At 59.1% G+C, this 24,623-nt stretch carries 27 protein-coding genes, 2 tRNA genes and 1 riboswitch; of the genes, 19 read left to right on the top strand and 10 right to left on the bottom strand.

What is annotated here, in order from left to right; translation table 11 throughout:
- Nucleotides 1–56: 56 nt before the first annotated feature.
- The 5 genes from AB4Z52_RS10175 to AB4Z52_RS10155 all read left to right on the top strand — a co-directional run bounded on the left by AB4Z52_RS10175 (nucleotide 57) and on the right by AB4Z52_RS10155 (nucleotide 3,235).
- Nucleotides 57–488, top strand: coding sequence for a hypothetical protein (locus AB4Z52_RS10175; RefSeq protein ID WP_442217782.1), 432 nt, complete (start codon nucleotides 57–59; stop codon nucleotides 486–488).
- Between the two features lie 48 nt (nucleotides 489–536).
- Nucleotides 537–1,184: a response regulator gene (locus tag AB4Z52_RS10170; protein WP_442217781.1), complete on the top strand. Its 648-nt coding sequence runs from the start codon at nucleotides 537–539 to the stop codon at nucleotides 1,182–1,184.
- A 125-nt stretch (nucleotides 1,185–1,309) separates the two neighbouring features.
- Nucleotides 1,310–1,975 (top strand): S24 family peptidase, encoded by a 666-nt coding sequence (locus AB4Z52_RS10165; RefSeq protein ID WP_442217780.1) that lies wholly within the window; start codon nucleotides 1,310–1,312, stop codon nucleotides 1,973–1,975.
- A 14-nt stretch (nucleotides 1,976–1,989) separates the two neighbouring features.
- On the top strand, nucleotides 1,990–2,730 hold the full coding sequence (locus tag AB4Z52_RS10160; protein ID WP_442217779.1) for a thermonuclease family protein: 741 nt from the start codon (nucleotides 1,990–1,992) through the stop codon (nucleotides 2,728–2,730).
- Between the two features lie 91 nt (nucleotides 2,731–2,821).
- Nucleotides 2,822–3,235 carry a tellurite resistance TerB family protein gene (locus AB4Z52_RS10155; RefSeq protein WP_442217778.1) on the top strand — a complete coding sequence of 138 codons (414 nt, stop codon included), beginning with the start codon at nucleotides 2,822–2,824 and terminating at the stop codon, nucleotides 3,233–3,235.
- A 7-nt stretch (nucleotides 3,236–3,242) separates the two neighbouring features.
- On the opposite strand, the gene AB4Z52_RS10150 is transcribed toward AB4Z52_RS10155, so the two are convergent.
- Nucleotides 3,243–4,121, bottom strand: coding sequence for a transporter substrate-binding domain-containing protein (locus AB4Z52_RS10150; RefSeq protein ID WP_442217777.1), 879 nt, complete (start codon nucleotides 4,119–4,121; stop codon nucleotides 3,243–3,245).
- Nucleotides 4,122–4,297: 176 nt separating this feature from the next.
- On the opposite strand from AB4Z52_RS10150, the gene AB4Z52_RS10145 reads away from it, so the two are divergent.
- The 5 genes from AB4Z52_RS10145 to AB4Z52_RS10125 all read left to right on the top strand — a co-directional run bounded on the left by AB4Z52_RS10145 (nucleotide 4,298) and on the right by AB4Z52_RS10125 (nucleotide 7,714).
- Nucleotides 4,298–4,630 (top strand): hypothetical protein, encoded by a 333-nt coding sequence (locus AB4Z52_RS10145; RefSeq protein WP_442217776.1) that lies wholly within the window; start codon nucleotides 4,298–4,300, stop codon nucleotides 4,628–4,630.
- 289 nt (nucleotides 4,631–4,919) lie between these two features.
- The gene (locus AB4Z52_RS10140; RefSeq protein ID WP_442217775.1) at nucleotides 4,920–5,156 is read left to right on the top strand and encodes a hypothetical protein; all 237 of its coding nucleotides are present in this window, start codon (nucleotides 4,920–4,922) and stop codon (nucleotides 5,154–5,156) included.
- 83 nt (nucleotides 5,157–5,239) lie between these two features.
- Nucleotides 5,240–5,662: a hypothetical protein gene (locus AB4Z52_RS10135; protein WP_442217774.1), complete on the top strand. Its 423-nt coding sequence runs from the start codon at nucleotides 5,240–5,242 to the stop codon at nucleotides 5,660–5,662.
- Between the two features lie 280 nt (nucleotides 5,663–5,942).
- Nucleotides 5,943–6,875, top strand: a complete 933-nt coding sequence (locus AB4Z52_RS10130; RefSeq protein WP_442217773.1) for a ribose-phosphate pyrophosphokinase — start codon at nucleotides 5,943–5,945, stop codon at nucleotides 6,873–6,875.
- 443 nt (nucleotides 6,876–7,318) lie between these two features.
- Nucleotides 7,319–7,714 carry an Ohr family peroxiredoxin gene (locus AB4Z52_RS10125; protein WP_442217772.1) on the top strand — a complete coding sequence of 132 codons (396 nt, stop codon included), beginning with the start codon at nucleotides 7,319–7,321 and terminating at the stop codon, nucleotides 7,712–7,714.
- Between the two features lie 144 nt (nucleotides 7,715–7,858).
- Here the strand turns inward: AB4Z52_RS10125 and AB4Z52_RS10120 are convergent.
- Nucleotides 7,859–7,932, bottom strand: a tRNA-Gly gene (locus AB4Z52_RS10120).
- Between the two features lie 57 nt (nucleotides 7,933–7,989).
- A complete protein-coding gene (locus tag AB4Z52_RS10115) occupies nucleotides 7,990–9,081 on the bottom strand; it encodes a 2'-deoxycytidine 5'-triphosphate deaminase (protein WP_442217771.1) in 1,092 nt (363 codons plus the stop codon).
- Nucleotides 9,082–9,156: 75 nt separating this feature from the next.
- Nucleotides 9,157–9,235, top strand: a riboswitch (SAM riboswitch).
- A gap of 46 nt (nucleotides 9,236–9,281) precedes the next feature.
- Between AB4Z52_RS10115 and AB4Z52_RS10110 the strand changes: the two genes are divergently transcribed.
- Nucleotides 9,282–10,466 (top strand): O-succinylhomoserine sulfhydrylase, encoded by a 1,185-nt coding sequence (locus tag AB4Z52_RS10110; protein WP_442217770.1) that lies wholly within the window; start codon nucleotides 9,282–9,284, stop codon nucleotides 10,464–10,466.
- Between the two features lie 247 nt (nucleotides 10,467–10,713).
- The gene (apaG, locus tag AB4Z52_RS10105) at nucleotides 10,714–11,106 is read left to right on the top strand and encodes a Co2+/Mg2+ efflux protein ApaG (protein WP_442217769.1); all 393 of its coding nucleotides are present in this window, start codon (nucleotides 10,714–10,716) and stop codon (nucleotides 11,104–11,106) included.
- A gap of 15 nt (nucleotides 11,107–11,121) precedes the next feature.
- Here apaG and AB4Z52_RS10100 read toward each other — a convergent pair whose 3' ends face one another.
- The 3 genes from AB4Z52_RS10100 to AB4Z52_RS10090 form a co-directional block, all read right to left on the bottom strand.
- Nucleotides 11,122–12,114: an Hsp33 family molecular chaperone gene (locus AB4Z52_RS10100; RefSeq protein ID WP_442217768.1), complete on the bottom strand. Its 993-nt coding sequence runs from the start codon at nucleotides 12,112–12,114 to the stop codon at nucleotides 11,122–11,124.
- A gap of 75 nt (nucleotides 12,115–12,189) precedes the next feature.
- A complete protein-coding gene (argF, locus tag AB4Z52_RS10095) occupies nucleotides 12,190–13,107 on the bottom strand; it encodes an ornithine carbamoyltransferase (RefSeq protein WP_442217767.1) in 918 nt (305 codons plus the stop codon).
- A gap of 73 nt (nucleotides 13,108–13,180) precedes the next feature.
- Nucleotides 13,181–14,380, bottom strand: coding sequence for an aspartate aminotransferase family protein (locus tag AB4Z52_RS10090; RefSeq protein WP_442217766.1), 1,200 nt, complete (start codon nucleotides 14,378–14,380; stop codon nucleotides 13,181–13,183).
- Nucleotides 14,381–14,801: 421 nt separating this feature from the next.
- Here AB4Z52_RS10090 and AB4Z52_RS10085 point away from each other — a divergent pair, with 421 nt between their 5' ends.
- The gene (locus tag AB4Z52_RS10085) at nucleotides 14,802–15,329 is read left to right on the top strand and encodes a GcrA family cell cycle regulator (protein ID WP_442217765.1); all 528 of its coding nucleotides are present in this window, start codon (nucleotides 14,802–14,804) and stop codon (nucleotides 15,327–15,329) included.
- 71 nt (nucleotides 15,330–15,400) lie between these two features.
- Here AB4Z52_RS10085 and phoB read toward each other — a convergent pair whose 3' ends face one another.
- The 3 genes from phoB to phoR form a co-directional block, all read right to left on the bottom strand.
- Complete coding sequence (gene phoB / locus AB4Z52_RS10080) at nucleotides 15,401–16,084, bottom strand: phosphate regulon transcriptional regulator PhoB (RefSeq protein ID WP_442217764.1); 684 nt, start codon at nucleotides 16,082–16,084, stop codon at nucleotides 15,401–15,403.
- A gap of 31 nt (nucleotides 16,085–16,115) precedes the next feature.
- On the bottom strand, nucleotides 16,116–16,829 hold the full coding sequence (gene phoU, locus AB4Z52_RS10075) for a phosphate signaling complex protein PhoU (protein ID WP_442217763.1): 714 nt from the start codon (nucleotides 16,827–16,829) through the stop codon (nucleotides 16,116–16,118).
- A gap of 261 nt (nucleotides 16,830–17,090) precedes the next feature.
- Nucleotides 17,091–18,404: a phosphate regulon sensor histidine kinase PhoR gene (gene phoR / locus AB4Z52_RS10070; RefSeq protein ID WP_442217762.1), complete on the bottom strand. Its 1,314-nt coding sequence runs from the start codon at nucleotides 18,402–18,404 to the stop codon at nucleotides 17,091–17,093.
- Nucleotides 18,405–18,597: 193 nt separating this feature from the next.
- Between phoR and ppk2 the strand changes: the two genes are divergently transcribed.
- Entirely contained in the window at nucleotides 18,598–19,479 is an 882-nt protein-coding gene (gene ppk2, locus AB4Z52_RS10065; protein WP_442217761.1) for a polyphosphate kinase 2, read from the top strand.
- Between the two features lie 45 nt (nucleotides 19,480–19,524).
- On the opposite strand, the gene AB4Z52_RS10060 is transcribed toward ppk2, so the two are convergent.
- Nucleotides 19,525–20,748, bottom strand: coding sequence for a hypothetical protein (locus tag AB4Z52_RS10060; RefSeq protein WP_442217760.1), 1,224 nt, complete (start codon nucleotides 20,746–20,748; stop codon nucleotides 19,525–19,527).
- A 303-nt stretch (nucleotides 20,749–21,051) separates the two neighbouring features.
- Here AB4Z52_RS10060 and AB4Z52_RS10055 point away from each other — a divergent pair, with 303 nt between their 5' ends.
- From AB4Z52_RS10055 to AB4Z52_RS10035, 5 genes are all read left to right on the top strand, one after another.
- Nucleotides 21,052–22,011: an NAD(P)H-dependent flavin oxidoreductase gene (locus tag AB4Z52_RS10055; RefSeq protein WP_442217759.1), complete on the top strand. Its 960-nt coding sequence runs from the start codon at nucleotides 21,052–21,054 to the stop codon at nucleotides 22,009–22,011.
- Between the two features lie 129 nt (nucleotides 22,012–22,140).
- Nucleotides 22,141–22,216 (top strand) — tRNA-Thr (locus AB4Z52_RS10050).
- Between the two features lie 613 nt (nucleotides 22,217–22,829).
- Nucleotides 22,830–23,300, top strand: a complete 471-nt coding sequence (locus tag AB4Z52_RS10045) for a BA14K family protein (protein ID WP_442217758.1) — start codon at nucleotides 22,830–22,832, stop codon at nucleotides 23,298–23,300.
- 443 nt (nucleotides 23,301–23,743) lie between these two features.
- Nucleotides 23,744–23,878 (top strand): hypothetical protein, encoded by a 135-nt coding sequence (locus AB4Z52_RS10040; protein WP_442217757.1) that lies wholly within the window; start codon nucleotides 23,744–23,746, stop codon nucleotides 23,876–23,878.
- A complete protein-coding gene (locus tag AB4Z52_RS10035) occupies nucleotides 23,879–24,286 on the top strand; it encodes a hypothetical protein (protein ID WP_442217756.1) in 408 nt (135 codons plus the stop codon). It abuts the gene before it with no gap.
- The last annotated feature ends 337 nt before the right edge of the window (nucleotides 24,287–24,623 follow it).

Below are 24,623 nucleotides of genomic sequence, written 5' to 3'. Positions count from 1 at the left end.
TGTCCACGGCCTGATCTGATTATTTGCACCGAGACGCAGAAAATCTGGAGGATGACATGGTGAGGGAAACGGCAATCGGCCTTGCGGCCATTCTTCTCGGCACAACGGCTCTGCTACCCGCAACGAGCCTGGCAACGGAGCCGGATATGGAACGCTTTCAGCTGGAGCGCAGCGGCGACCACTTCATTCGCCTCGACCGCCAGACCGGCGCGATGTCGCTTTGCGAAGACAAAAACGGCAACCTCGTCTGCCGCATGGCCGCCGATGAGCGTGCCGCCTACGACGACGAACTCGATCAGCTGTCCCGCCGTATGACGGCACTGGAAAAGACCGTCGCAGAAAACGGTGGCGCGTCGAAACTGCCCACCGACGCCGAAGTCGACCGTTCCATCACCATCATGGAACGGATGATGCGCAGCTTCATGGGTGTGGTAAAGCAATTCCAGGACAATGCGCCCGACGACAAGGGTCTTCCACAGAAGACCTGAGCGTTATATGGATATCGCAAGCAGAAGGGCTCTTGGGAGGGGGCTTTTATGAGCGAACAGACAATCATCATTGCCGATGACCATCCGCTGTTTCGCGGTGCCCTTCGCCAAGCCGTTAGCGGCATGGACGGTGACCAGGCGATCGTCGAGGCGGGCGACTTCGAGGCGGCGCGCAGGCAAGCAAGATTGCACCCGGATGCCGACCTGATGTTGCTTGACCTTGCCATGCCCGGTGCAAGCGGTTTTTCCGGGCTGATGTCGCTTCGCGCGGAATTTGCCAGCCTTCCGATCGTCGTCATTTCCGCGACCGACGATAGCACGACCATCCGCCGCGCCCTCGAACTCGGTGCATCCGGCTTCATCTCCAAATCCTCCGGCATCGACGATATCCGCGCGGGTATCCAGACGGTGCTTGCCGGGGACATCTTCACGCCACGGTCCTATCAGGACGGACAGGAACAGGATGCCGATGTCGCCGATCTAATCTATCGGCTGCAGACATTGACACCACAGCAAAGCCGGGTGCTCGGCATGCTGAACGAAGGCCTGCTCAACAAGCAGATCGCCTATGAGCTCAATGTTTCGGAAGCCACGGTCAAGGCGCATGTCTCAGCAATCCTATTGAAGCTCAACGTAGACAGCCGTACGCAGGCGGTGATCCAACTCGGCAAAATCAACGTCGCGATGGTCGTTTAGGCGAACTAAACGTCGGTGGAGAGGATTTTATTCCTCTCTTACCCTTTACTCACGAATGGGCCTCCGCTAATCTTGCCGGGATGGACGGATACCGGAATTCCGGCTTTGCGGGTGTTTGAGCGACGATGCTGTCACACGGGCAAATATGGAACGCGATCGACGGACTTGCCGAGCGGCATGATCTGACCCCGTCCGGTCTTGCCCGGCGCGCGGGACTAGACCCGACATCCTTCAACAAATCGAAGCGGCTGAGTTCCGATGGCCGACTGCGCTGGCCCTCGACGGAATCGATCGCCAAAGTGCTGGAGGCGACCGGCGCAAGCATGGAGCAGTTCATGAGCTTCCTGCGGCCGGAAGGCGGCAATGGTGGGATGCCGGAAGGTGCCCTTCCTTCCCAGGCGGGCTCCATCCCGCTATTGGGCTTCGCGCAGGCGGGAGCCGGCGGCTTCTTCGACGATGGCGGCTTTCCGGCTGGACAGGGCTGGGATGTCGTGGAATTTCCTGCCGCCCCGGCACAGAAGGCCGGGGTCTATGCGCTTGAGGTGCAGGGCGAAAGCATGATGCCGCTCTATCGAGACGGCGACGTGTTGATCGTCGAGCCCGGAGCTCAGGTACGGCGCAACGACCGCGTTGTCGTCAAGACGCGCGAAGGCGAGGTGATGGCCAAGGTGCTTTTGCGCCATAGCCCGCGCTCGATCGAACTTTTGTCGCTCAATCCCGAACACCCCAACCGCAACCTTGAGCTTTCGGACGTCGAATGGATCGCCCGGATCATCTGGGCGAGCCAATAGGAAAGTTTTCTCTGATGCGTCCGGTGGCCTTGGCGACGGGAATAGCGGGAATTGCGGCAGTCGGCGTGCTCCTGGCCGTGGGCGCCGCTTCCGTCGAGAAACCGCCCGCTATCGGCTCCGCGGGCATTTTTGCAAAGGCCGAGACAAAAGATAAGGCAGCACCCGCAGCAATAGCCCCGATCGCCGTGGATGCGACGCTGTCAACGGCGACGACGCCCAATGGCTCGAAGCCCGAGACGCCGAGCGACAATCAGGCAGACAGTATGCCGACTGCGCGCGACCCGCCGGCCGCCGAGGCAAAGCCCGCCGAACTGAAGCCCGTGGATATCGCACGGCCCGTTGCCGATAGCGCCGGTGTGCTGATCATCGCCGGCAAGAAGCTGCAGCTCGCCGGCATTACGCCGACCGATCCGAACAGGACCTGCACTGGTCCCAATGGCAAGGAATGGCCTTGCGGCACGATAGCACGGACGGCGCTGCGAGCCTTCCTGCGGGCTCGGGCCATCACCTGTGATTTGCCTGACGGCGACTGGCAGGGCACCGTCACCGGCAATTGCCGTTTCGTTAAAACCGACCTCAGCGAGTGGCTGGCCCGAAACGGCTGGGCCGAGGTGGAAGCGGGCTCGCCGCTTGCCGCTGCAGCCGACGAAGCGCGCAAGAACAATCGTGGCATTTACGGCGACGATCCTCGCAAGGACCGCCCCTCTACCCTGGCGCCGGCACCTGCGCGTGAAGATCCGCTGAACCCGATCTGATGGTCTCTACTCCAGCGGGACATGTCCGCCCTTGTCATTGCCCATCCGACTTCCTACTCTGGAACGAACCACAGAGGACTTTGCCGCAGAGATGAACAGGCCGCTTTCCGCCCACGAGGCATTGATTTACGTGATGGTGATGGCATCGGCCGTCGACCGGACAATGAACGACCGCGAGCTTAGCCGGATCGGAGAACTGATCCAGGCGTTGCCGGTGTTCGACGGCTTCGACGAGGACCGGCTGATCTCGGTGTCGCGCGATTGCGCCACGCTTTTATCCGGCCCGGAAGGACTTGATATCGTGCTGGAAACCGTGCGCGATACCCTCCCCTCGCGCCTCTACGACACAGCCTATGCACTCGCCGTGGAAGTTGCTTCGGCCGACCTCTCGGTCAAGGCGGAGGAACTGCGGCTGCTGGCGCTACTGCGCGACCGCCTAGAACTCGGCAAGCTTACCTGCGCTGCCATCGAGCGCAGTGCCATCGCCCGATACCGCAAGGGTTAGAGCTGCCTCAGTATAATCCGTGCGGGAAATAGCGCAGGTAGATCTCCTGCAGTCGGCCGTTGCGCGACAATGTCGCCAGCGCATGGTTGATCGCCGCGGTAAGCTCGGCATCCTGTTGTCGCAGCATGATCGTCATCCCTTCGCCGAGGAACTGCTGCGAGAGATAGGGGCCGTCAAACAAAGCGCAACATTTTTCTGCAGCCGGCGACGAGACCCAGAAGGATAGCTGCAGGCCATCGGCGAAGACCGCATCGACCTTTCCCTCCTTGAGGGCGGCCAGAAGCGCGTCCTTGCTGTCGAAGGCAACCGGCTTGATCGCCGGAAAGAATGCGGCAAGCATCGCCTCATGCGCCGTTGACCTGACGACGCCGACGGACCGCCCGGCAAGGCTTGCGACAGTCGCGCCCTTGATCGGCGCCGTCTTCAGATTGCGGGCGAAACGGGCGGGCAGTTGCAGGAAGGGGCGCGAGAAGGCGAAGCGCTCGCGCAAACCGGGCGTCACCGCAATACCGGCGATGACCGCATCCCCCTGTGACGCAGCCAATGCATCCTGCAGATCGCCGAACGGCATGGCCTGTATCTGGCACTTCTCAGCGATAGCGAGTTCGTCGCAGATTTCACGCACCAGATCGACGTGGAAGCCGGCAAGCTTGCCCGACTGATCGGCAAAATTGAACGGCGGAAAATCAACCGAGGTCAGGAAGCGCAGCCGCACGAGAGAGGAAAGGTCGGGCTTTGGCAGGCGTTCGCGCGAATCGAAGAGGATCGGCAAATTCGAGGTCGAAGGCTCTTGCCCGAAAACGGGCGCTGCGCATAAAAATGCAGCCAGGATCGCGCTAAAATTGCAAAACCCCTTCAAATCAAGGGATGTAAGCGGCTTCCACATCACTGTCATCCACTCCCGAGTTTGATCTTGGGGACGCCTTCTGTCCGGGGTACCGATCTTGGGAACTGTGTAACAGAGTCATGCGCATCGGGGAACATCCGCCACAAACCGTCCCTGTAACCAACAGCGTCCCGGCTGCAGCTGCGCGGTTGCCTTTGACGAGCGTAGTGGAGCTCGTGCAACTTACCGAAGAGCTGCCTGCCGAAATGGCGATGCTCGCTGAACTTGGTTTCGGCAAACGCTATCTCGAGCGGGACGCTCAAAATGCCATGGCCAACGGAACAAGCATTGAGCAGGAGCTGATCGCCAATGGATGGGTTGAGGAGAGTGCCCATTGTGGCGCGATCGCGCGCGCATTGCGCCTGCCTTGCCTCGACAGGATCGAGGATGGCACGGTTGTCGACGACTTCAATCTCGATAGCCAACTGTTGAACCCCACAGCTCTGCGGCTAACGCGTTCGCGGCGCGCGTCTTTTGACAGCAATTGCGCCACAGGCACGACAGATTGACGAGATCGCAAATCGATCGCTCGCTTCCCGACCTGAGGCTCTCGCTCGTCATCGCAGCGCCCTCCCTCATTCGAGCGGCCGTTTGGCGGGCCGTCTTCGAGCTCAGGTCAGACCCCTTCTTCTGGCATAAGACGCCAGATGCACCGTCTTCGAAAGTTGCAAAGACGAAGACGCAATGAAGGCCGTCGAGCCCGCCACGCCGTGCCGCCGCAATTTCACGCCTGGTCGGTTGGCAGCTTGACATTCACCGGAAATGAGAACATTTGTAGAACAACGAGAGGTGATAGACATGGCAGCCGAGAAATTCATTATCCTTCCCTACAGGCGCAATCGCGGCAATCTCGTATCCGGCGAGATGCGACAGGCATCGAATGCTGCAAGTGCTGAGAAGATTGCCGCCGCAATGGCCGATCGCTTTGTCGGGGTCGCCGCCTATGCCGTCATGGTCGACGAAGAGACCGGCGACATGAGCGCCCCCCGGCTCCTGTCAAAACACGGTGAAGTTGCAGACCTGCTCGCTGCTTGAGCGCTGTTGATACATTGTCGGCTGCGCATGCATGCCCGAAGATGGAGGCAATGTGTCCCACAACAATTTCATTGCGGCGCGCTGTGTCTGTATTTGTCGCGCCTATCCTTGGGTTCGCACCCATTGTCGGGCTCGGCCATGTTGGCATCAACCCCGATCGGCTGCGCTTTGAATACCGTAAGTCTGATTTTCTGAAGGATGTTGCCGACTGTGCCGCCTCGAAAGATCACCCCCTATTGATGCACTGGCTGTGGGGGGACCAAGGTGGTGGATTTGGAGCGTCCAGCATTGAATCGACGTTGATTTACGATGAGACCGACCAGATCGCATCGCCATTGTCCACTTGGACCGATGAAGTTCGAAGCAGACTGTTCAATAATTCGGGATCCGGCTCTCAGAAGAACTACGTGGAGGGCTCCAGTTTGGTTCCGCTCAATGGTGACACGTCAGAGCCCAGTATTGAGAGCATGGGTAGTCACTTTTACCTCGCTACGCAGATCGAGTAGACGTCACAAGTTCTGCGGCCGGGATGACCGCAGTTGGCGCGATCCGACCGTGAGGAAATTCGCCTCTCGGCCGCGCAAAGCGGTCATTCGAGCTGCCGTCAAAGTCAGTCTCGAAGCGCCGTCTTCAGCGACAGATAAATCTTGATTTCTCCACAATTTTCTCGCCCATTCGCAAGTAATGCGAGGTGCTCCGTTGCAATTCCAGGGGAAGGCTCTAAAGGTGCACGCGAAACGGGAAGCTCTTTTCCTCTCGTAGGCTCCTTGAAACAGGATCGCGCTAATGAAGCTGGTGACCGGTAACTCCAACCGCGCCCTCGCCCAAGCCATTGCCAGCTACCTAGAGCTTCCCCTCACAGACTGTACAGTCAAGCGCTTCGCCGACCAGGAAATCTACGTTGAAATCCATGAGAATGTGCGCGGCGAGGACGTGTTCATTCTCCAGTCGACGAGTTCCCCCGCCGACGGCAATCTGATGGAGTTGCTGATCCTGACCGATGCGCTGCGCCGCTCATCGGCCCGCCGGATCACTGCCGTAATCCCTTATTTCGGCTATGCCCGCCAGGATCGCCGCGCCGTCGGCCGCACTCCGATCTCGGCCAAGTTGGTCGCCAATCTAATTGCCGGTGCCGGTGTTAACCGCGTCATCACGGTCGATCTTCATACCGACCAGATTCAGGGCTTTTTCGATATTCCGACCGATAATCTTTATGCAGCGCCGGTGATGACCCGCGACATTGAAAAGCACTACGACACCAAGAACTTGATGATCGTTTCGCCCGACGTGGGCGGCGTGGCGCGGGCTCGCGCCATCGCAAAGCGCATTGGTGCCGATCTTGCCATCGTCGATAAACGGCGACCCCGCGCCGGAGTGTCGGAAGTGATGAACATCATTGGCGATGTGTCCGGGCAAAGTTGTCTTTTGATCGACGACATCGTCGATAGCGGCGGCACGCTGATCAATGCGGCCGAAGCCCTGCTGGAAGCTGGTGCCAGGGAGGTTTCCGCCTATATCACCCATGGTGTGCTGTCCGCCGGTGCCTGCGGACGCATTGGTGCCAGCAACCTTAAGGAATTGGTGGTGACCGATTCCATTGAAGAAACCGAAGCTCATCGCCAAACCGCCAATATCCGACGCCTGACTATCGCGCCGCTGATCGGCGAAGCCCTCGTCCGCACCGCCAAGGAGCAAAGCGTTTCAAGCCTTTTCAACTGATCCGGCTCATGGCGCGATACCAACCGCAAGCCAAGCTCATACTCGTTCTCCTGATTTCTGTGACACCGCAGAATATTGAATTTATTGAAGATGTTATCAAAAGGTTCGGCGCTCTAGCATCAGGTGAAATCATCGCTGGAATAGCGTCAACACCAATCCGGAAAAAGTGAAATATAGGGGATACACGGAACACTATTCTTTGGACTCGAAAATAAGCGCGAGTATTACCCGAATAAGCGGGAGTCCGAATTAGATCGCGGTGGCCGAGGTTGGGACCACGGATAATTATCCGAGGCTTTCCGTGATGACCGCTAATTGCGCGAAGGAGAAGCTTGTCAGCGCCATCTGTTAGCCCTTTGTGGGACCATTCCCTTTCCCGTGCAGAGGTCAGGCGTCGGTGTTACAATCGGATGCGTCTTAACGGTATTCGAAAGGATTGCATTATGACTGAGAAAGTTCTCTTCACTGGCAAGACCCACAATACTAACGGTCGCGACGGCGGAGCACGCAGTAGCGACGGCCAGTTGGACATCAAGATGAAGGAGCCGCACCCGGCCGCTGAAAACCTATTCGGTGCCGCCTGGTCGGCCTGCTACATGGGAGCGATCGAGCTTGCCGCCTCCCAGAGACACGTCAAGCTTCCTGAGGGTATCGCGGTCGATGCCGAGATCGATCTGAACTTAGACGCCGGCTCCTTCTTCCTGCGGGCGCGCCTCAACGTCAGCGTACCGGGCGTTGACCGTGCGGTTGCGCGCGAACTGATCGATGCGGCACACGGCATCTGCCCGTACTCCAAGGCGACGCACGGCAACATCGACGTTGTGACCAACCTCGTCTGATCGGCACGCCGCGCGGTGACCGCAGTAGCCGGCGGCCAAAAGGCGACGGCTGGAACGACATGAGAACGATAATCTGCAAAACTGGCTGTAAAACTGGCAAAATAAAAGGGATCAAAGTATCCCTTAATCTATTGAAAAGATTGATGGAGCGGGTGAAGGGAATCGAACCCTCGTATTCAGCTTGGGAAGCTGCTGCTCTACCATTGAGCTACACCCGCCAATAGGGGAAGACTTTCAACAGAACCTAGCCGCTGTCAAGGCGGAAAGAGGTGGGTTCAGAGGCGGAAATGCTTTGAGAGCTTCAGGCCCTGGGCTTGGTAATTCGAGCCGAGGCCGGTGCCATAGAGGCTCGAGGGCGGTTCCAGCATGTGCTCGTAGACGAGGCGGCCGACGATCTGGCCGTCTTCGAGGATGAACGGCACCTCGTGGCTTCTGACTTCAAGCACGGCGCGGCTCCCACGACCGCCGGCCGGGGCGTGACCGAAACCGGGGTCAAAAAAGCCTGCGTAATGCACCCGGAATTCGCCGACCAGCGGATCGTAGGGTGTCATCTCGGCGGCGAAATGCGGCGGCACGTGCACCGCCTCACGCGAGACGAGAATATAGAATTCGTCCGGATCGAGTATCAGTTCTGTGCGGCCGCGGCTGTAGAGCGGTTCCCAGAAGTCGAAAATGTCGTGCTGGGCCTTCTTGTCGACGTCCACGACCGCCGTGTGGTGCTTGCCGCGATATCCGATCAGACCTTCTTCATCGCCTTTGAGATCAATCGAGAGCGCGATGCCGCCGCCCGTCACGTTCGGCCTGCTGCTGGCGACCAGGGTCTCGGCGACATGCAATTCCAGCAATTGTGGCTCCGACAATACCGAATGGCCGACACGGAAGCGTATCTGCGACAGGCGCGAACCCCGCCTGACGACAATGGGGAACGTGCGGGGGCTGATCTCGAGGTAAAGCGGACCTGAGTAACCGGCCGGGATCTTGTCGAACTCCTGCGCATAATCGGTAATGACGCGGGTGAAGATATCGAGCCTTCCGGTGGAGCTCTTCGGATTGGCGGAAGCCGACATGCCGGCCGGCAGATCGAGGTGCTCCATCAGCGGCACGATATAGACGCAGCCGGTTTCGAGCACTGCGCTCTCGGTAAGGTCGATCACGTGCAGGCTGAGGCGATCAAGCTTGTCGGAGACCAGGTGCGAGGGGCCGGGCATGAAGCTGGCGCGCACGCGGAAGGCCTTGGCGCCGAGCCTGAGATCGAGGCTTGCCGGTTGGATCTGGTCGCGGTCAAGCTCCTTGTCCGTCGTCAGCCTGCCGGTCTCAAACAGCGCCGCGATTGCTCGATCCGCCAAAATTCCTGTATCGCGAGCCATTTTGCCCATCCTCAATTTGCCGCAGACAAAACCAAACTCAGGGAATTGACGCAAGCGTTCAACAGCAGTATTGCAATCTTATCCCGTGGTGATTTGGCCGGTCGGCTTGCAGCCACGTTAAATAAATGGCTAAAAAGACCGGGTTGAAAACCGGTCTGCTTTTGCGACCGGTTTTTTTGTATCACGAAGGTGGTAACGATATGACCAAGACCTGGCGCCCCGCAACGCAGCTCGTTCACGGCGGCACGCTCCGCTCCCAATTCGGCGAGACATCGGAAGCGATCTATCTGACACAAGGGTTTGTCTACGACACGTCTGAGGCCGCCGAAGCGCGTTTCAAGGGCGAGACCGAAGGCTTCATCTATGCCCGCTACGGCAGCCCGACCAACGACATGTTCGAAAAGCGGATGTGCATGCTGGAAGGCGCCGACGATGCGCGCGCCACCGCATCGGGCATGGCCGCGGTTACCGCCGCGATCCTCTGCCAGTTGAAGGCTGGCGACCATATCGTCGCAGCCCGCGCGCTCTTCGGCTCCTGCCGCTGGGTCGTCGAGACACTTGCGCCGAAATACGGCATCGAGTGTACACTGGTCGATGGTCGGTTCCTTGAAAACTGGGAACGGGCGATCCAGCCGAATACCAAGGTTTTCTTCCTGGAAAGCCCGACCAACCCGACGCTCGAAGTGATCGATATCGCAGGCGTTGCAAAGCTCGCCGATCAGATCGGCGCCAAGCTTGTCGTTGACAACGTCTTTGCGACCCCGCTTTTCCAGAAGCCGCTTGAGCTTGGTGCGCATGTGGTCGTCTATTCCGCAACAAAGCACATCGACGGTCAGGGCCGCTGCCTCGGCGGTGTCGTTCTTTCCGACAAGGCCTGGATCGACGAGCATCTGCACGACTATTTCCGCCATACCGGCCCGGCAATGTCGCCGTTCAACGCCTGGACGCTGCTCAAAGGCATCGAGACGCTGCCCTTGCGCGTCAAGCAGCAGACGCAGAACGCCGCGGCAATCGCCGACTTCCTGGCCGAGCACGGCAAAGTCGGCAAAGTGATCTATCCCGGCCGTAAGGACCATCCGCAGGCTGACATCATCGCAAAGCAGATGACAGGCGGATCGACGCTGATCGCCTTCGAGATGAAGGGCGGCAAGGACGCCGCGTTCGCGCTGCAGAACGCGCTTGAGATCACCAGGATTTCCAACAATCTCGGCGACAGCAAGAGCCTGATCACGCATCCGGCAACGACAACGCACAAGAACCTGACCGACGAGGCGCGCGCCGAACTCGGAATTTCTGCAGGGACTGTCCGTTACTCCGCCGGCATTGAAGACACCGACGATCTCCTCGAGGATTTCGCGCGGGCGCTGAAACAGGTGACTGCCTAACTTTGACAGCGATTCTCGCTCGGCTCAGTCCGGGCGAGACTGCAACGTTCGGCGCTAGCACAATCGCGCGCACGAGACGTGGATTTTCGAACCGGAGCGACCATTGCCGCGTTAACCTTCGGAATTATCCTTAATATTCGATAAAGCGCATAAATCTGACCGTTAATGCCCGATTCACCAATCCGTTCCTTGACGGATATTGAAGCCTATAGGATATCGGTAACTCAATACGTCTAAGGTGTCAGGTATGTATCGCGCCCTAACACGAGATATCGAGGTTGTCGTCGAGCCGTTTTATCTGGAGGAGCAATCCGATCCGGATGACGATCGTTACGTCTGGGGCTATCGCATCGTCATCTCGAACCACTCCGATGTCGCCGTGCGCCTAATCACGCGTTATTGGCACATTACGGACCAGAACGGACAGGTGGACGAGGTCACGGGGCCTGGTGTCGTCGGTGAGCAACCGCATCTGAACCCGGGTGATACCTACGAATATTCATCGGGCTGCCCGCTCGATACGCCATCCGGCATGATGTTCGGCCACTATCATATGGAGGCGGAGGACGGGGAGCAGTTCGATGTCGAAATCCCCGCCTTCTCATTGGACTCGCCGGGCCTGTTGCGCACCCTGAACTGAGGATGCGCCGCACCTTCAGGCCTCAGTCTTGAGCTCCGAAGGATCGTAGCGGTAGGTGGTCGAACAGAACTCGCAGGTGACCGCGATCTCGCCATCCTCTTCGCTGGCTGCAATCTCTTCGGCGGAAAAACCCTTGAGCACGCCCTTGATCTTGTCGCGCGAGCAGCTGCACCGGTCGAAAACCCGCTGCGGCGGATAGGCTCGCACGCCGCGCTCGTGGAACAGCCGAAACAAGAGACGCTCTGTGCCGACGAGCGGATCGGTCAGTTCGTCCGCATCGATCGTTTCAACCAGCGAGCGCGCTTCCGCCCAGGCGTCATCGTCCGTGTGATTGCGCACGCCGGTATCGCCGTCGCCGCCATGCAGGTCCGGCTGGCGCATGCGTTCCGATGCCTGTGGCAGGAACTGTGCGATCAGGCCGCCGGCGCGCCAGCGATGACGCGGCTTGCCCGTCTCATCCCGGTCGAAAAGCTCCGCCGCGCCAAGGCGGACGCGGGTCGGTATCTGCTCCGACTGGCGGAAATAGACCCCGGCAATCTCCTCGAGCGATGTACCGTCCAGCTCGACGATGCCCTGATAGGGCTGCGAATACTGACCCTGGTCGATCGTGAAGGCGAGAACACCCTTGCCGAGCAATTGCTCCGGCTCGGTCTCGCCAAGGGCAATCGCCTTTTCAAGCGCCTCCTCGTTGAACCGGGCATAAGCGCGGACATTTTCCGGCGTCGAGAAATCGGCGACGAGCAGATCTACCGGGCCGTCGCCCTTGGTCTGCACCATGAACTTGCCGTCGAACTTCAACGAGGTGCCCAGCAACACAGTGAGCACGATAGCCTCGGCCAGAAGCCGGGCAACCGGAGCCGGATAGCGATGGCGCTCCAAAATCGCGTCGAGCATCGGGCCGAGCTGCACGGCACGGCCACGAACGTCGAGATTCTCGACCTGAAAAGGGACGACATGATCATCGCCTGCAAAGTCGAACTGACCCAGCGATGCTGCACTTTCCGCCATGCTTACTCTCCTAGCCTTCCGGAGCGGCGCTCCGCTCGCGCGGCCGCGATCCATTCGTCGCAGTTCTTGAAATCCTCAGATTGCGCCCAGGCACCAAGCAAGAATCGACTTTTGCGCATGAAGACGGTTTTCCGCCTCATCGAAAACAACGGATTGCGGACCATCGATCACTTCGTCAGTCACTTCCTCCCCGCGATGGGCGGGCAGGCAATGCATGAACAACGCGTCCTTGCCGGCCTGTGCCATCAAAGCCGCGTTGACCTGATAGGGCTGGAAGACGTTGTGACCGCGAGCCCGGTGTTCCTGATTCATGGAAACCCAGGTATCGGTAACCACACAATCGACGCCGGCAACCGCACGGTCTGCATCATGCGTGAGCATGATTTCGGCGCCCTCATTGCGGGCCCAGTTCAAATAGTGATCCTTAGGCTCCGAACCAAGGGGTACCGCCATATTCATGCGATAGCCGAAACGGGCAGCACCCTCGACAAGCGAATGGAGCACATTGTTCCCGTCGCCGGTCCAGGCCAGCGTCTTGCCCTTGATCGGCCCGCGATGCTCCTCGAAGGTCATCACATCGGCCATGATCTGGCAGGGGTGCGTGTCGTCGGTCAGCGCGTTGATGACAGGAACCGTGGCGTGTTCCGCCAGCTCCAACAGGCGCGAATGCTCGGTCGTGCGGATCATGATGGCGTCGACATAACGCGACAGGACCTTTGCCGTATCGCCGATGGTCTCGGCGCGGCCGAGCTGCATTTCCGTGCCGGAAAGGAAAAGCGTCTCGCCGCCGAGCTGGCGCATGCCGACATCGAAGGAAACACGCGTGCGGGTCGAGGGCTTCTCGAAGATCATCGCCAGCATCTTGCCGGCAAGCGGCCTGTCGGCGGTTCCGGCCTTGGTCGCCAACTTGCGAACGAGCGCGTCATCGATGATGGTGCGAAGATCGGAGGCCTTCACCGCCGATAGATCGAGAAAGTGTTTCGGTGAAGCCATAATCTTTATCCGTACTCTGGAAACAACAACGCCCGCTGCGGGGCAATAACGCCCCGAATTGCGGGCGATGAACTCATGCCGATTTTCTGACGCGGGAAGCGCGCAGGGTCTCGGCGGCGCGCTCGACGCGAGCAAGGCCCTCTCTGGCTTCCTCCGCGGTCGTGACGAGCGGCGGAAGCAGGCGGAGCACGTTGTCGCCAGCCGGGATGGCAAGCAGATGCTGGGCGCGGATGGCCTGCAGCAATTCCGCCGAGGGAACCGCCGCCTTGATGCCGAGCATCAGCCCCTCGCCACGGACATCCTCGATGATGTCGGGAAAGCGATCCTTCAGCGAGGCGAGGCCCTGGCGGAAGACCAGCGCCACATCGTTCACATGCTGCAGGAAGCCATCGGCCAGGATTATGTCCAGCACAGCATTGCCGACCGCCATGGCGAGCGGATTGCCGCCATAGGTCGAACCATGGGTACCGGCCTTCATGCCGGAGGCGGCATTTGCCGTTGCAAGGCAGGCGCCGAGCGGAAAGCCGCCGCCGATGCCCTTGGCGACTGCCATAATGTCGGGCGTGATGCCGGCCCATTCATGCGCGAAAAGCTTGCCCGTCCGCCCGACGCCCGATTGGACTTCGTCGAGGATGAGAAGAAGATCGTGTTCGTCACAGATTTCGCGCAGCGCCCGCATGAATTCGTTGGTGGCCGGGCGGATGCCGCCTTCGCCCTGCACCGGCTCGATCAGAATCGCCGCCGTTTCTTCTGAAATCGCCGCACGCACCGCCTCGATGTCACCGAAGGGCACCTGATCGAATCCGGGGGCCTTGGGGCCGAAGCCTTCGAGATACTTCTCCTGGCCGCCAGCGGCGATCGTCGCAATCGTCCGGCCGTGAAATGCACCTTCGAAGGTGATGACGTGGAAGCGTTCCGGATGGCCCTTGACGAACTGGTAACGCCGCGCCGTCTTGATCGCGCATTCCAGGGCCTCGGCGCCGGAGTTTGTGAAGAACACCTTGTCGGCGAACGTAGCTTCCGTCAGACGCTTGCCAAGCGTTTCCTGGCCCGGCACCTCGTAAAGGTTGGAAAGGTGCCAAACTTTGTCGGCCTGTTCTTTCAAAGCGCCGACCAGATGGGGATGTCCGTGGCCGAGCGAGCTGACGGCAACGCCGGCGCCGAAGTCGAGATATCGCTCGCCGCTTTCCGTGATCAGCCATACGCCCTCGCCTCGCTCGAAACGCAAGGGAGCCCGCATATAGGTGTCATAGAGCGGCGCTGTCTCGGCCATGGCGCAAATCCTTCGATCAAACCTTGCTTTGCTGCCGTTTTCGCTATGCAAAACGGCCCCGAAAAAATCAAAAATGCCGCCTTTCGGCGGCCTCGGCACTATTGACGTTTCGCACTGCAATGTCAACAAAACCCACGGCTGAAGGGGCGCTACACATTGTCCTGACACGGCCGCCATTGCCCAATATCTTGTATTGCAGAAATACCACACAAGGAAGCAAGTTGGGGAAAACCCCGAAATCGATTCCCTGAGATTCCTGCGACTCTTGTCACGGAGTCAGGCTCACACTAGGTTAAAGATCAATTACTAGACTGCATGCGGCGGAACTAGTCACCACAATTTAAAAGCGTTTTAGGTCCCGACTGCATCGGGGCAATGGCGAAGGATTCTGCCATCAGGAAGCGCTAGGCGGAGGCAGGGCATGAATTGGACAGACGAGCGTGTAGAACGGCTCACAAAGCTTTGGGCCGAAGGGCTTAGCGCCAGCCAGATTGCAGCGCAGCTCGGTGGCGTCAGCCGGAACGCGGTTATTGGCAAGGTGCATCGCCTTAACTTGCCAGGCCGAGCCAAGTCGGGCGGCTCTGCAACCTCTGCTCGAGCGCCGAAGCGAAATGTCACGCCCCCCCGGTCCTCGAACTTCGGTTCCCGCGGGGTTACGACCCGCACGGTCGCGCGCCAGCAGGGCTCGGCGATGCTCAAGGAAGAAGTCGACGTCGACGCAGCTCCGGAAGTCTCATATCGCCCGGCTTCCAATGTTGTCGTTCCGATCTCGATGCGTCTCGGTCTGACGGAATTGACGGAGCGTACCTGCAAATGGCCGGTCGGCGACCCGCTGAAGGACGATTTTCACTTCTGCGGCCATGAATCGCCCGATGCTTCGCCCTATTGCAGCTATCATCAGAAGATGGCTTACCAGCCCGTTCACGAGCGACGCAGGGCGGCTCGCTAACAGCTTTGCGCGCATCAATGAAAAACGGGCCGCGAGGCCCGTTTTCCGTTTCAACTTTCGTCACCTGAACATCAGGCTTCCATCGAATAGCCCGCACCACGAACGGTGCGGATGACGTCCTGCATGTTGGAGAAGTTGAGCGCCTTGCGCAGGCGGCCGACATGTACATCGACGGTGCGTTCGTCGACATAGATGTCATGTCCCCAGACGCCGTCGAGCAGCTGCGAGCGCGAGAAGACGCGGCCCGGCGAGGACATCAGGAATTCCAGCAGGCGGAACTCCGTCGGCCCGAGGCGAACCTCGCGGCTCTTGCGGTGCACGCGATGCGTTTCCCGATCGAGCTCGATGTCTCCGCATTTCAGCAAGGAAGACAGGACCTCTGGACGGGCGCGGCGCAGCATCGCCTTGACACGCGCCATCAGTTCCGGAGTCGAGAAAGGCTTTACGACATAGTCGTCGGCGCCCGTAGACAGGCCACGCACGCGTTCGCTCTCCTCGCCACGAGCGGTCAGCATGATGATCGGCAGGCGCTCCGTGTCCGGCCGCATGCGCAGCCGGCGGCAGAGCTCGATGCCGGACACGCCGGGCAGCATCCAGTCGAGGATCAGAAGATCGGGGGTGCGCTCCTGAAGACGAAGCTCGGCCTCATCTCCCCGCAGGATCGTATCGACCTCGAAGCCTTCGGCCTCGAGATTGTAGCGCAGCAGCACGCTGAGCGCTTCCTCATCTTCTACAACGGCAACTCTTGGAACCATGCTGTTCTGGTCTCCTTCAAAGGCGCAAGCGCTATTCCGTTACCGCGCCAACGGTGTTGGCGGTATCGTCCTTGGGGCGTTCGCCTTCCGGCTGTGCGCCGGTCGCCATGTAGTAGATCGTCTCGGCGATGTTGGTGGCGTGGTCGCCGATGCGCTCGATATTCTTGGCGCAGAAAAGGAGATGGGTGCAGGTGGTGATATTGCGTGGGTCTTCCATCATGTAGGTCAACATCTCGCGGAACAGCGAGGTGTACATCGCGTCGATTTCCTCGTCGCGCTCGCGGATGGCGACAGCCCGATCGGCCGAGCGCGTGGTATAGACGTCGAGCACTTCCTTGAGCTGGACGAGCGCCAGTTCGGAGAGATGCTCGATGCCGCGGCCGAGGCGGCGGGGAACGCCGGTGCCCTGGACTGCGATGACGCGCTTGGCAGTGTTCTTGCCAAGATCGCCGACACGCTCGAGGTCGGAAGCGATGCGGATGGAGCCCATGATTTCTCTAAGGTCCGCTGCCATCGGCTGGCGGCGTGCGATCGTCGTGATCGCCTTGTCGCCAACTTCGCGTTCGGCATGATCGAGAATGGTATCGTCGGAGATGACTTTCTGAGCCAGTGCGACATCGCCATTGACAAGGGCGCGGACGGAATCGCTGACCATCTGCTCGGCAAGGCCGCCCATTTCGGAGATGCGACGCGAAAGAAACTTCAGGTCGTCGTCATAGGCGGAAAAAATATGGGTCGAAGCCATGTTTCGGTCCTCAGTTGAAATGAGATGTCGGAGACAGTGTCAGCCCACGAGGGCCGTTATGCAATCCGGTGTGTGCGGCGAAGACATCCATGAAAATCTTCCAATCGGGCGTTCTGTAACGCGACGGCGACGACAGGCATCGCTTCATTCAGCGTCTTCTCTTAGCGGTCCAAGCATCGCCCTTTTATGTCAGGGGAGTGAAACAATTATGACAGTTCAACCTTTTGAAAATAATGGGAAAACTGCGGAGCTGAAACCGGATTAAAACCGAACTGTGAAGTCCGTGCCCTTGCCGACCTCGGATTTGACGATCAACCGAGCCCGATGGCGCGTCAGAATGTGCTTTACGATCGCAAGACCGAGCCCGGTACCCTTCTTGGATCGGCTATCCTCAACGCTGACGCGATAGAAGCGTTCGGTCAGGCGCGGCACATGTTCGGACGGAATTCCGGGACCATGATCAGAGACCGTGACTTCGACCGCCTGTGCCGTACCGTTGTGCAACGAGACATCGACGACCTTGCCCTCCTGGCCGTATTTGCACGCATTTTCGATCAGGTTCTCGAACACCTGAACCAGCTCGTCCCGGTCGCCCAGTACCTCAACCTTGCCTTGTGGCAAGTGCAGATTGATGGTGACATCGAGATCGCCGGCAAGCGGCTGCAGGGAATCTCGGACGTGGCCCAGCAGCGGCACCAGATCCACCTTCTGGTCGGGCGCGATATGCGATTTCAATTCCAGCCGCGACAGAGACAGGAGATCGTCGACGAGGCGGCTCATGCGCGTCGTCTGATCGAACATGATGCCGAGGAACCGCGCCTGTGCCTTGGCGTCGTTGCGCGCTGGCCCCTGAATCGTCTCTATGAAACCACGCAGCGATGCGAGAGGTGTCCGCAATTCATGGCTGGCATTGGCGACAAAATCGGACCGCATCCGGTCGATCAGTCGGAGTTCCGATATGTCGCGGAAAGACAGCATGAAGAAGGTCTGTGATGCCGGCTGCTGCAGATCGACGGGAGCGATCCGGACGATATAGACCCGTTCGGAGGGCAACCGCTCGGAATGTTCGATCTGGTTGGGCGTTCTGGTTGCGATCGTTTCGCGTATCATGTCGAGGATGACCGGAGAACGCAGCTTGGCGGAAATATGCGCGCCAAGCGGAAACGCACCAAGCGCCTTCTCGGCAGCAGGGTTTTGCAGCAACAGGGACGCATCGCTGCCGATCACCAGCACCGGCATATCGAGTGCGGCAAGACCAGCGGCCAGTGGCCGCAACAAGGCGTCGGTATCGACGGGCGCCGGCTCGGCAGCGACCGGCGCTTCTGCCTTGATCACGAATGGCGGGCGCAGCATTGCAACAAGAACAGCCATGAGCCAGATCCCGGCGACGATAAACTTGCCCACCCCCTCAGCCAGAGCAAGGGCGCCGATCAGCGTGGCGAGCAGCAGGATGGCGCCCTCGTGGCTCAATCGCCTGAAGAAACGCTTCGGAAATGACAGATCGTCGTTCAAATGGGCCTCGCCGCTTTGTTCACATGTGCGAACATATGAATCTGCGTGATAGCCTGAATTCATGACAGAAGTTTTCAGCTCTATCCACAGGCACGGCAAACGGCGCCTCGATGAGGGCGCCACAGCCCGGAGCCACTGGCAACAGGCTTGAAATCACAGCATAAATATGATCAGCCTTTCGCTGAAGATTTTTTGTCGAGACTGATCCATTATCGTATTTCCGGCCTCGTATGGGGTCAAATGTGAGGGAAAAGGCATGAGCCAGGATGTGGAAAGCCGCGCAGTCGAGCTCGAAATCCATGGCAAGCGGCGCGTCTTTGACGTCGACGACCCGGTCCTACCCGATTGGGTCACAGAGGATGCGCTCTCCTCAGGCGATTACCCCTACAAGAAGAAACTGAAAGAAGAGGAATATCTAAAGGACCTCGAGGCGCTGCAGATCGAGCTCGTCAAGGTGCAGTTCTGGCTGCAGGCGAGCGGCGGGCGCGTGATGGCCCTCTATGAAGGGCGGGACGCCGCGGGCAAAGGTGGCGCGATCGCGGCGACCTCCTCGCATATGAACCCTCGCCTGACGCGCGTCGTTGCCTTGACCAAGCCCACGGAGCGCGAGGCCGGGCAATGGTACTTCCAGCGTTACGTCGCCCAGTTTCCGACAGCCGGGGAATTCGTGCTGTTCGACCGCTCCTGGTATAACCGGGCGGGCGTCGAACCGGTCATGGGCTTCTGCACGCCGGAACAATACGAGCATTTTCTAAAACAGGTTCCGCAGATTGAGCGGACGATCGAACACGAACATATTTCCTTTTTCAAATTCTATCTCGATATCGGACGCGAGATGCAGCTCAAGCGCTTCCATGACCGGCGCCACGATCCGCGAGCGGTCTGGAAGCTGTCTTCGATGGATATCGCCGCGCTCACCAAGTGGAAAGACTATAGCGAGAAGCGGGACCGGATGCTGAAGGAGACGCACACCGAGCATGCTCCCTGGACCGTGGTGAAGGGCAACGACAAGCGACGCGCCCGCCTCAATCTGATCCGCCATATCCTAAAGACGCTCGACTACACCGGCAAGGACAAGGAGGCGATCGGCGAACTCGATGACAAGATCATCGGCTCGGGACCGCATTTCCTGAAATAAGGCTCCCTTAGCGCGCGAAATGGAGCCGCGCGAAGCTTTGTATCTTTACTGCTCAGGCAGGACGCGGATCGCGTAGATATTGACGCCCTTGCCCTTGCCATCAACATCGCTGTTGATGACGACATGCCCGGCACCGGCCTGGGATTTATCGAGACGGATCTGAAAAAGCGCATCCGCTTTCTGCCGCGTCACATCGAAACGATGACGACCGCAACCGCTGACCGCCTTGAAATCACATTCGACGGTGATCTGCGTTGGCGTGTCCGAGGTGGATTGTAGGGTCAAAGCCACTGTCAAGGTCTTGCCCGCAGCATTTGCCAGGACATCGGCCGGAACGGCGACGGCAGCGTTGCCGTCACTGCCCGTCGATTGCGAAGTTAAACGCGCCGTCTGACCTTCGTTCTCGGAAACGAGTTCCGCCTTTGCACGCACTCCGGTCACGACCTTTGCCGCGTCTGCCGGCGCCAATATCTGGATCCACTCCGGCGAAAAACTGTCCTGCGGATCGATTGTCCTCAGCGCGGGATTGTTACTGGTCGCCGCGCTGTCGCTGCCACTGTAGTCCTCGGAATCGACATGCGCCGGCGGGTTGCGAACGCTGGTGTCGCGCTGGGCGACCGTCAGCAACAAGCCAGATGATCTCACCCACCAGACGCCGGTACCGATGAACGCGACGATAATGCACAGGACGAGCAGCCTTGAGAATATCTTACGCGGCTTGCGGCGCACTGCAGCGCGCTCCGGCTTGAAGTTCATGCTGCGGGCCGTCGCCGGCATTGCAGCGGGCTCGGGCCGAAGCGCATCTCCGGCAAGATGATCGTCCGGTCTCGCGTGGACGTCGTCGAGGTTGCCCTTGGACGTGGTATCGACTGCCGGCGGCTGTCGATCGCGCATTTCGCCGCGCACATCCATGGACGGCTCCAGCCGCGACCGCTGAGTGGGGGGCTCGGGAGGCTGAACGGCGGCGGATGACGGATGGCGCGCCGGCTGCGGCGCACGCGCGGCGGTTTCCGGCGGTGCGCGCACTACCACCTCGGGCGCGGGGACGGCGGGATGGGGCCGAGCACGCTCCTCGCCCTCGATCGCGCGAATGGTTACCTCCAGACGCTGGCGCTGCGCGGTAATCGTTTCGACGTCGGTAACGTCCTGCTTTCGAAGTCCCGTTTCGAGCGCCTGGCGGGCGGACTGGTAGATTCGGGCCCGGACCTCCGGATTGGCACGCTCGGATCTCTCCAGCGCGTTTCTGATGGCCGTTTCTAATCCGCTCACGTCCGGTCCTTCACCCTAAATGACGGCACTACCGAAATCTTTACCGTCGACTAACCAAGTTCGGTAGCGCCCCGGCTGGCAATGCGCAAGTGTCGCCGGCTGTGCGCTGCCATTCGAACGGGGATAAATGTCAAAGGCGGCGTAATATGGAAGATGCAAGGTTTGCGCGACAGACGGCACCCCAAACCAATTCAGTTGTGGCCGATCCGGACGAGAGCTTCCGTTCAGATGGATGCTTTTCCCCATCGCGGGTCTCTGCTATCAAGCTGACGTTTTCGTAAACGTCAAACGCGGATGTGCTCCATGGCTCTTCCTTCCATCCTGACGAACAATCTCAGGCTGCCTGTCATCGCCTCGCCGCTGTTCATAGTCTCTCACCCCGCCCTGACGCTGGCGCAATGCAAGGCAGGCGTCGTCGGCGCCTTTCCCGCGCTCAATGCCCGTCCCGAAAGCCAGCTCGACGAATGGCTGGCGATGATCACCGAAGATCTCTCCGCTTACAACGTTGCCAATCCGCAACGACCAGCAGCGCCCTTTGCCGTCAACCAGATCGTCCATACTTCCAACAAGCGGCTGGAGCACGACCTCGGACTTTGCGTCAAGTACAAGGTTCCTATCGTGATTTCATCGCTTGGCGCCGTGCCGGAAGTCAATGCGGCGATTCACTCCTATGGCGGCATCGTGTTGCACGATGTCATCAACAATCGCCATGCCAACTCAGCAATCCGCAAGGGCGCGGACGGGCTGATTGCGGTCGCCGCCGGCGCCGGCGGACATGCAGGCACGCTATCGCCCTTTGCCCTCATTCAGGAAATTCGCGCGTGGTTCGACGGGCCGCTGCTTCTGGCAGGCGCTATCGCCACCGGCGGTGCAATCCTTGCGGCAGAGGCGATGGGCGCCGACATGGCCTATATCGGCTCGCCCTTCATCGCGACCGTCGAGGCCCGGGCGGCAGAAAACTACAAGCAGGCGATTGTCGAGGGAACGGCCGGCGACATCATCTATTCCAACTATTTCACCGGCGTCCACGGCAACTACCTGAAGTCCTCGATCATCGCCGCCGGCCTCGACCCCTTAGCACTGCCGCAAGCCGATCCGTCGAAAATGGACTTCGAGCAGGCAACGACGGGCACGAAGGCCTGGAAAGATATCTGGGGCTCCGGCCAGGGGATCGGCGCCGTCAAGGCGATCGAGCCGGTGATGGCGCTCGTCGACCGGCTGGAGCGGGAATATCGAGAGGCAAGGGCGCGTCTCTCCATTTGAAGAGAAGCCTGCGTCCGAAGTCCCGGTTGGAGCTTTTTTGACGATCCTGAAACAGAGTGCTTGAAATGTCGGCGCATAGACTGTATCAGCGCCATGCAAATCGCCGGGCTCTAACAACGCCCCCGAGATGCCGCTTTAGCTCAGGTGGTAGAGCACATCATTCGTAATGATGGGGTCGCAGGTTCGAGTCCTGCAAGCGGCACCACATCTTCTTGAAAACATAAGCAAATACAACGCTGCATCGTTCTCTCGCGGAAAGCGGGAGGTCGGAATGCTGCGTCTCTCAAGACAAGGTCAGCATGATACGGTCCCTTATGCAGAGTTGGGGCCGCGGCTATGGGTGAGGCCTATTGTGAGAGGCTGAATCCGGCAGAGCCAATGCCGGCAAACCATGACGGCATTTGTTGCGTGCTTCTAAGAGCGCTCGACTTGAAATTCCTGCAGCTAGTGTCATGTTTTTCTTATAGAATTTTTCTCCAGCGTTGACCACGGATGAACTGGCACCGCTGTTGATGTAGATCGAGAAAGGTCGGAGCGTTCGCGCCCGGCCTTTTTACCTTGCACAAGCTTACATTAAACACAGCTTTTCGATGAAAAGGGCCGACGACCCTTCGGCTCAGCCAAATTAGTCATACTTCGGCGTGAAGACAAAGTCGGCTTCATTACATTTTCGCGTCGGCGATGAACCAATCAGCGTGTAATCGGTTTTCCTCTCAATGCACAACCGAGCCAAGTTTCCGAGTGGTCTTTTGGATGCGGCGTGGATTGTCGCAAAATGTCGATAAATACGAACCGAAGCTACTCGAAGGACAAGGGTCATGAAGAGTCTCGTCAAGTCTATTCTCATCGCGGGCGCAGCCGTTGCTATTACGACTGCGACGCTTACCCCGGCCTCGGCAGACAACTGGCACCACGGCTACAACAACTGGCACCACGGTTGGGGTGGCGGCTGGCATCACGGCTACGGCGGCGGCTGGGGTGGCGGATATGGCGGCTGGGGCTATGGTGCGGCCGGCCTGGCAACGGGACTGATTATCGGATCAGCCATCGCCCAGCCTGGATATTACGGTTCCGGATATTACGGTTCCGGATATTACGGATATGGTTATGCGCCGCCGCCACGCTACTATTACGGGCCTCCACGGCGGTATTACGTCAATGATGCCGGACTGCGGCCATGGTCACCGGCGTGGTCGAGATACTGCTTCAGCCGATATCGGACTTTCGATGGTCGCACCGGGACTTTCGTCGGCAATGACGGTGCACGGCATTTCTGTGTGGCGAACTGACGCGTCGGTCTCCCGGGGTCGTTGTTCTGAGGATCGGCTTTTGGCCGCGCGACCTGATGACTTTCCTCTTGCTTGAAGCTTAAAGTATCTGTAGTTGGCCGCGTCCGCTGATCACGAGGCTGAGGGCTTCCGTCACCAGGCGCTGTGCGCCCAAAGCGCTGCGCCTGGGCACCTTTCACGGGATATGTGCGTAACCCGGAGATCTCGGCATTCCAGCTAAAAGTGCGGAATGTGCTCTTCGTTTGCAGCACGGATTAGGGCGCCCTGACGTCTTGCAAGCGGCACCATATCGCAATTTGCCAATTCCCCTTTACGTTCATCCAAGATCGCTCGATGCATATCCATCGAAAGCACAGTTCCACGGCGGAGACTGGCCCAAGGGACCAATTGACCATCGCTGCCGGTGAGGGAGACACTCCCCAAGCAGTGGGGGAGCGATGAAGATGACCGATCTTTCAGCTGCGAGAACGCGCGTCCAGCCTGTTTCCGAGATGAACGTATCCCAAATGGCTTCGGACATGGAGGGTTCAGGCTACTGCTGTATCCCCTCCTATGTGAGCGGCCAGGATCTGCTGTAAATGCAGGAGTTTGCGTCTTCCGTGATCGAACATTCCGGCCAGACTTCGATCTCATTGAGACGAAGCAAGCAATTTTCAGGCACCAAATTTGAAGAGCAGGCAAACTCGCAGAGCTTTCGGGATATTTTTTCCAAGCTCTATGAATTCGCGACCGGCAACCCCTCGCCCGAGGTCACTTTCTATCAGGTCCTTCGTTGCCTCACGGGCAAGCATATAGCGAAGGAATCCCTGGTCTTTCACTACGACTCCTTTCTCATAACGGCGCTGCTGCCAATCATGATACCGACGAAAGGCAAACGCTGCGACTTCTTGATGTTTCCGAATACGAGGAGGATTCGTTCGGCATACCTTACCAATCTCGTCGATAAGATGCTGGTGGACAAAAAGATATATCGCAGTCGGTACTGAAACGCGTGGCTCAGTCCGGCTACTTCGGGGTGAAGCGAATTAGCCTCGTGCCCGGAGATCTATATTTCTTCTGGGGCTACCGAAGCATTTATACCAACGAGCCTTGCGACCCGGATCAACTGAGATCAACGGCGTTGTTCTATTTTGCTGATCCACATGCAGATTGCCAACTCAAGGCACGCCTAAGACGTTGATTGATGCCGATCGATGAGGCGTCGGGAACGCTACAGGAAGAACTGGCATCCAAACGAGACCGCCGCGATTGCCAGCGGCAAGGCAATCACCATGAAGGCACACTGCCATTCTTCTTGAAGGACCGACCGTTGCGGTTCCGCGG

Source organism: Rhizobium sp. 2YAF20, assembly GCF_052114685.1.
Classification (GTDB): Bacteria; Pseudomonadota; Alphaproteobacteria; order Rhizobiales; family Rhizobiaceae; genus Rhizobium.
Note: the sequence above shows the minus strand (reverse complement) of the source record. Positions and strands in the feature narration are given on the sequence as shown.

Coding starts and splice junctions, on each gene's coding strand:
- AB4Z52_RS10040 (WP_442217757.1), top strand. CDS start 23,744: ATGACCGATCTTTCAGCTGCGAGAACGCGCGTCCAGCCTGTTTCCGAG.
- AB4Z52_RS10100 (WP_442217768.1), bottom strand. CDS start 12,114: ATGGCGGAAAGTGCAGCATCGCTGGGTCAGTTCGACTTTGCAGGCGAT.
- AB4Z52_RS10155 (WP_442217778.1), top strand. CDS start 2,822: ATGAACAGGCCGCTTTCCGCCCACGAGGCATTGATTTACGTGATGGTG.
- AB4Z52_RS10055 (WP_442217759.1), top strand. CDS start 21,052: ATGGCTCTTCCTTCCATCCTGACGAACAATCTCAGGCTGCCTGTCATC.
- AB4Z52_RS10140 (WP_442217775.1), top strand. CDS start 4,920: ATGGCAGCCGAGAAATTCATTATCCTTCCCTACAGGCGCAATCGCGGC.
- AB4Z52_RS10085 (WP_442217765.1), top strand. CDS start 14,802: ATGAATTGGACAGACGAGCGTGTAGAACGGCTCACAAAGCTTTGGGCC.
- AB4Z52_RS10125 (WP_442217772.1), top strand. CDS start 7,319: ATGACTGAGAAAGTTCTCTTCACTGGCAAGACCCACAATACTAACGGT.
- AB4Z52_RS10150 (WP_442217777.1), bottom strand. CDS start 4,121: ATGTGGAAGCCGCTTACATCCCTTGATTTGAAGGGGTTTTGCAATTTT.
- argF (WP_442217767.1), bottom strand. CDS start 13,107: ATGGCTTCACCGAAACACTTTCTCGATCTATCGGCGGTGAAGGCCTCC.
- AB4Z52_RS10160 (WP_442217779.1), top strand. CDS start 1,990: ATGCGTCCGGTGGCCTTGGCGACGGGAATAGCGGGAATTGCGGCAGTC.
- AB4Z52_RS10175 (WP_442217782.1), top strand. CDS start 57: ATGGTGAGGGAAACGGCAATCGGCCTTGCGGCCATTCTTCTCGGCACA.
- AB4Z52_RS10090 (WP_442217766.1), bottom strand. CDS start 14,380: ATGGCCGAGACAGCGCCGCTCTATGACACCTATATGCGGGCTCCCTTG.
- AB4Z52_RS10130 (WP_442217773.1), top strand. CDS start 5,943: ATGAAGCTGGTGACCGGTAACTCCAACCGCGCCCTCGCCCAAGCCATT.
- phoB (WP_442217764.1), bottom strand. CDS start 16,084: ATGGTTCCAAGAGTTGCCGTTGTAGAAGATGAGGAAGCGCTCAGCGTG.
- AB4Z52_RS10045 (WP_442217758.1), top strand. CDS start 22,830: ATGAAGAGTCTCGTCAAGTCTATTCTCATCGCGGGCGCAGCCGTTGCT.
- ppk2 (WP_442217761.1), top strand. CDS start 18,598: ATGAGCCAGGATGTGGAAAGCCGCGCAGTCGAGCTCGAAATCCATGGC.
- AB4Z52_RS10165 (WP_442217780.1), top strand. CDS start 1,310: ATGCTGTCACACGGGCAAATATGGAACGCGATCGACGGACTTGCCGAG.
- AB4Z52_RS10035 (WP_442217756.1), top strand. CDS start 23,879: ATGCAGGAGTTTGCGTCTTCCGTGATCGAACATTCCGGCCAGACTTCG.
- phoU (WP_442217763.1), bottom strand. CDS start 16,829: ATGGCTTCGACCCATATTTTTTCCGCCTATGACGACGACCTGAAGTTT.
- AB4Z52_RS10110 (WP_442217770.1), top strand. CDS start 9,282: ATGACCAAGACCTGGCGCCCCGCAACGCAGCTCGTTCACGGCGGCACG.
- phoR (WP_442217762.1), bottom strand. CDS start 18,404: ATGAATTCAGGCTATCACGCAGATTCATATGTTCGCACATGTGAACAA.
- AB4Z52_RS10170 (WP_442217781.1), top strand. CDS start 537: ATGAGCGAACAGACAATCATCATTGCCGATGACCATCCGCTGTTTCGC.
- apaG (WP_442217769.1), top strand. CDS start 10,714: ATGTATCGCGCCCTAACACGAGATATCGAGGTTGTCGTCGAGCCGTTT.
- AB4Z52_RS10115 (WP_442217771.1), bottom strand. CDS start 9,081: ATGGCTCGCGATACAGGAATTTTGGCGGATCGAGCAATCGCGGCGCTG.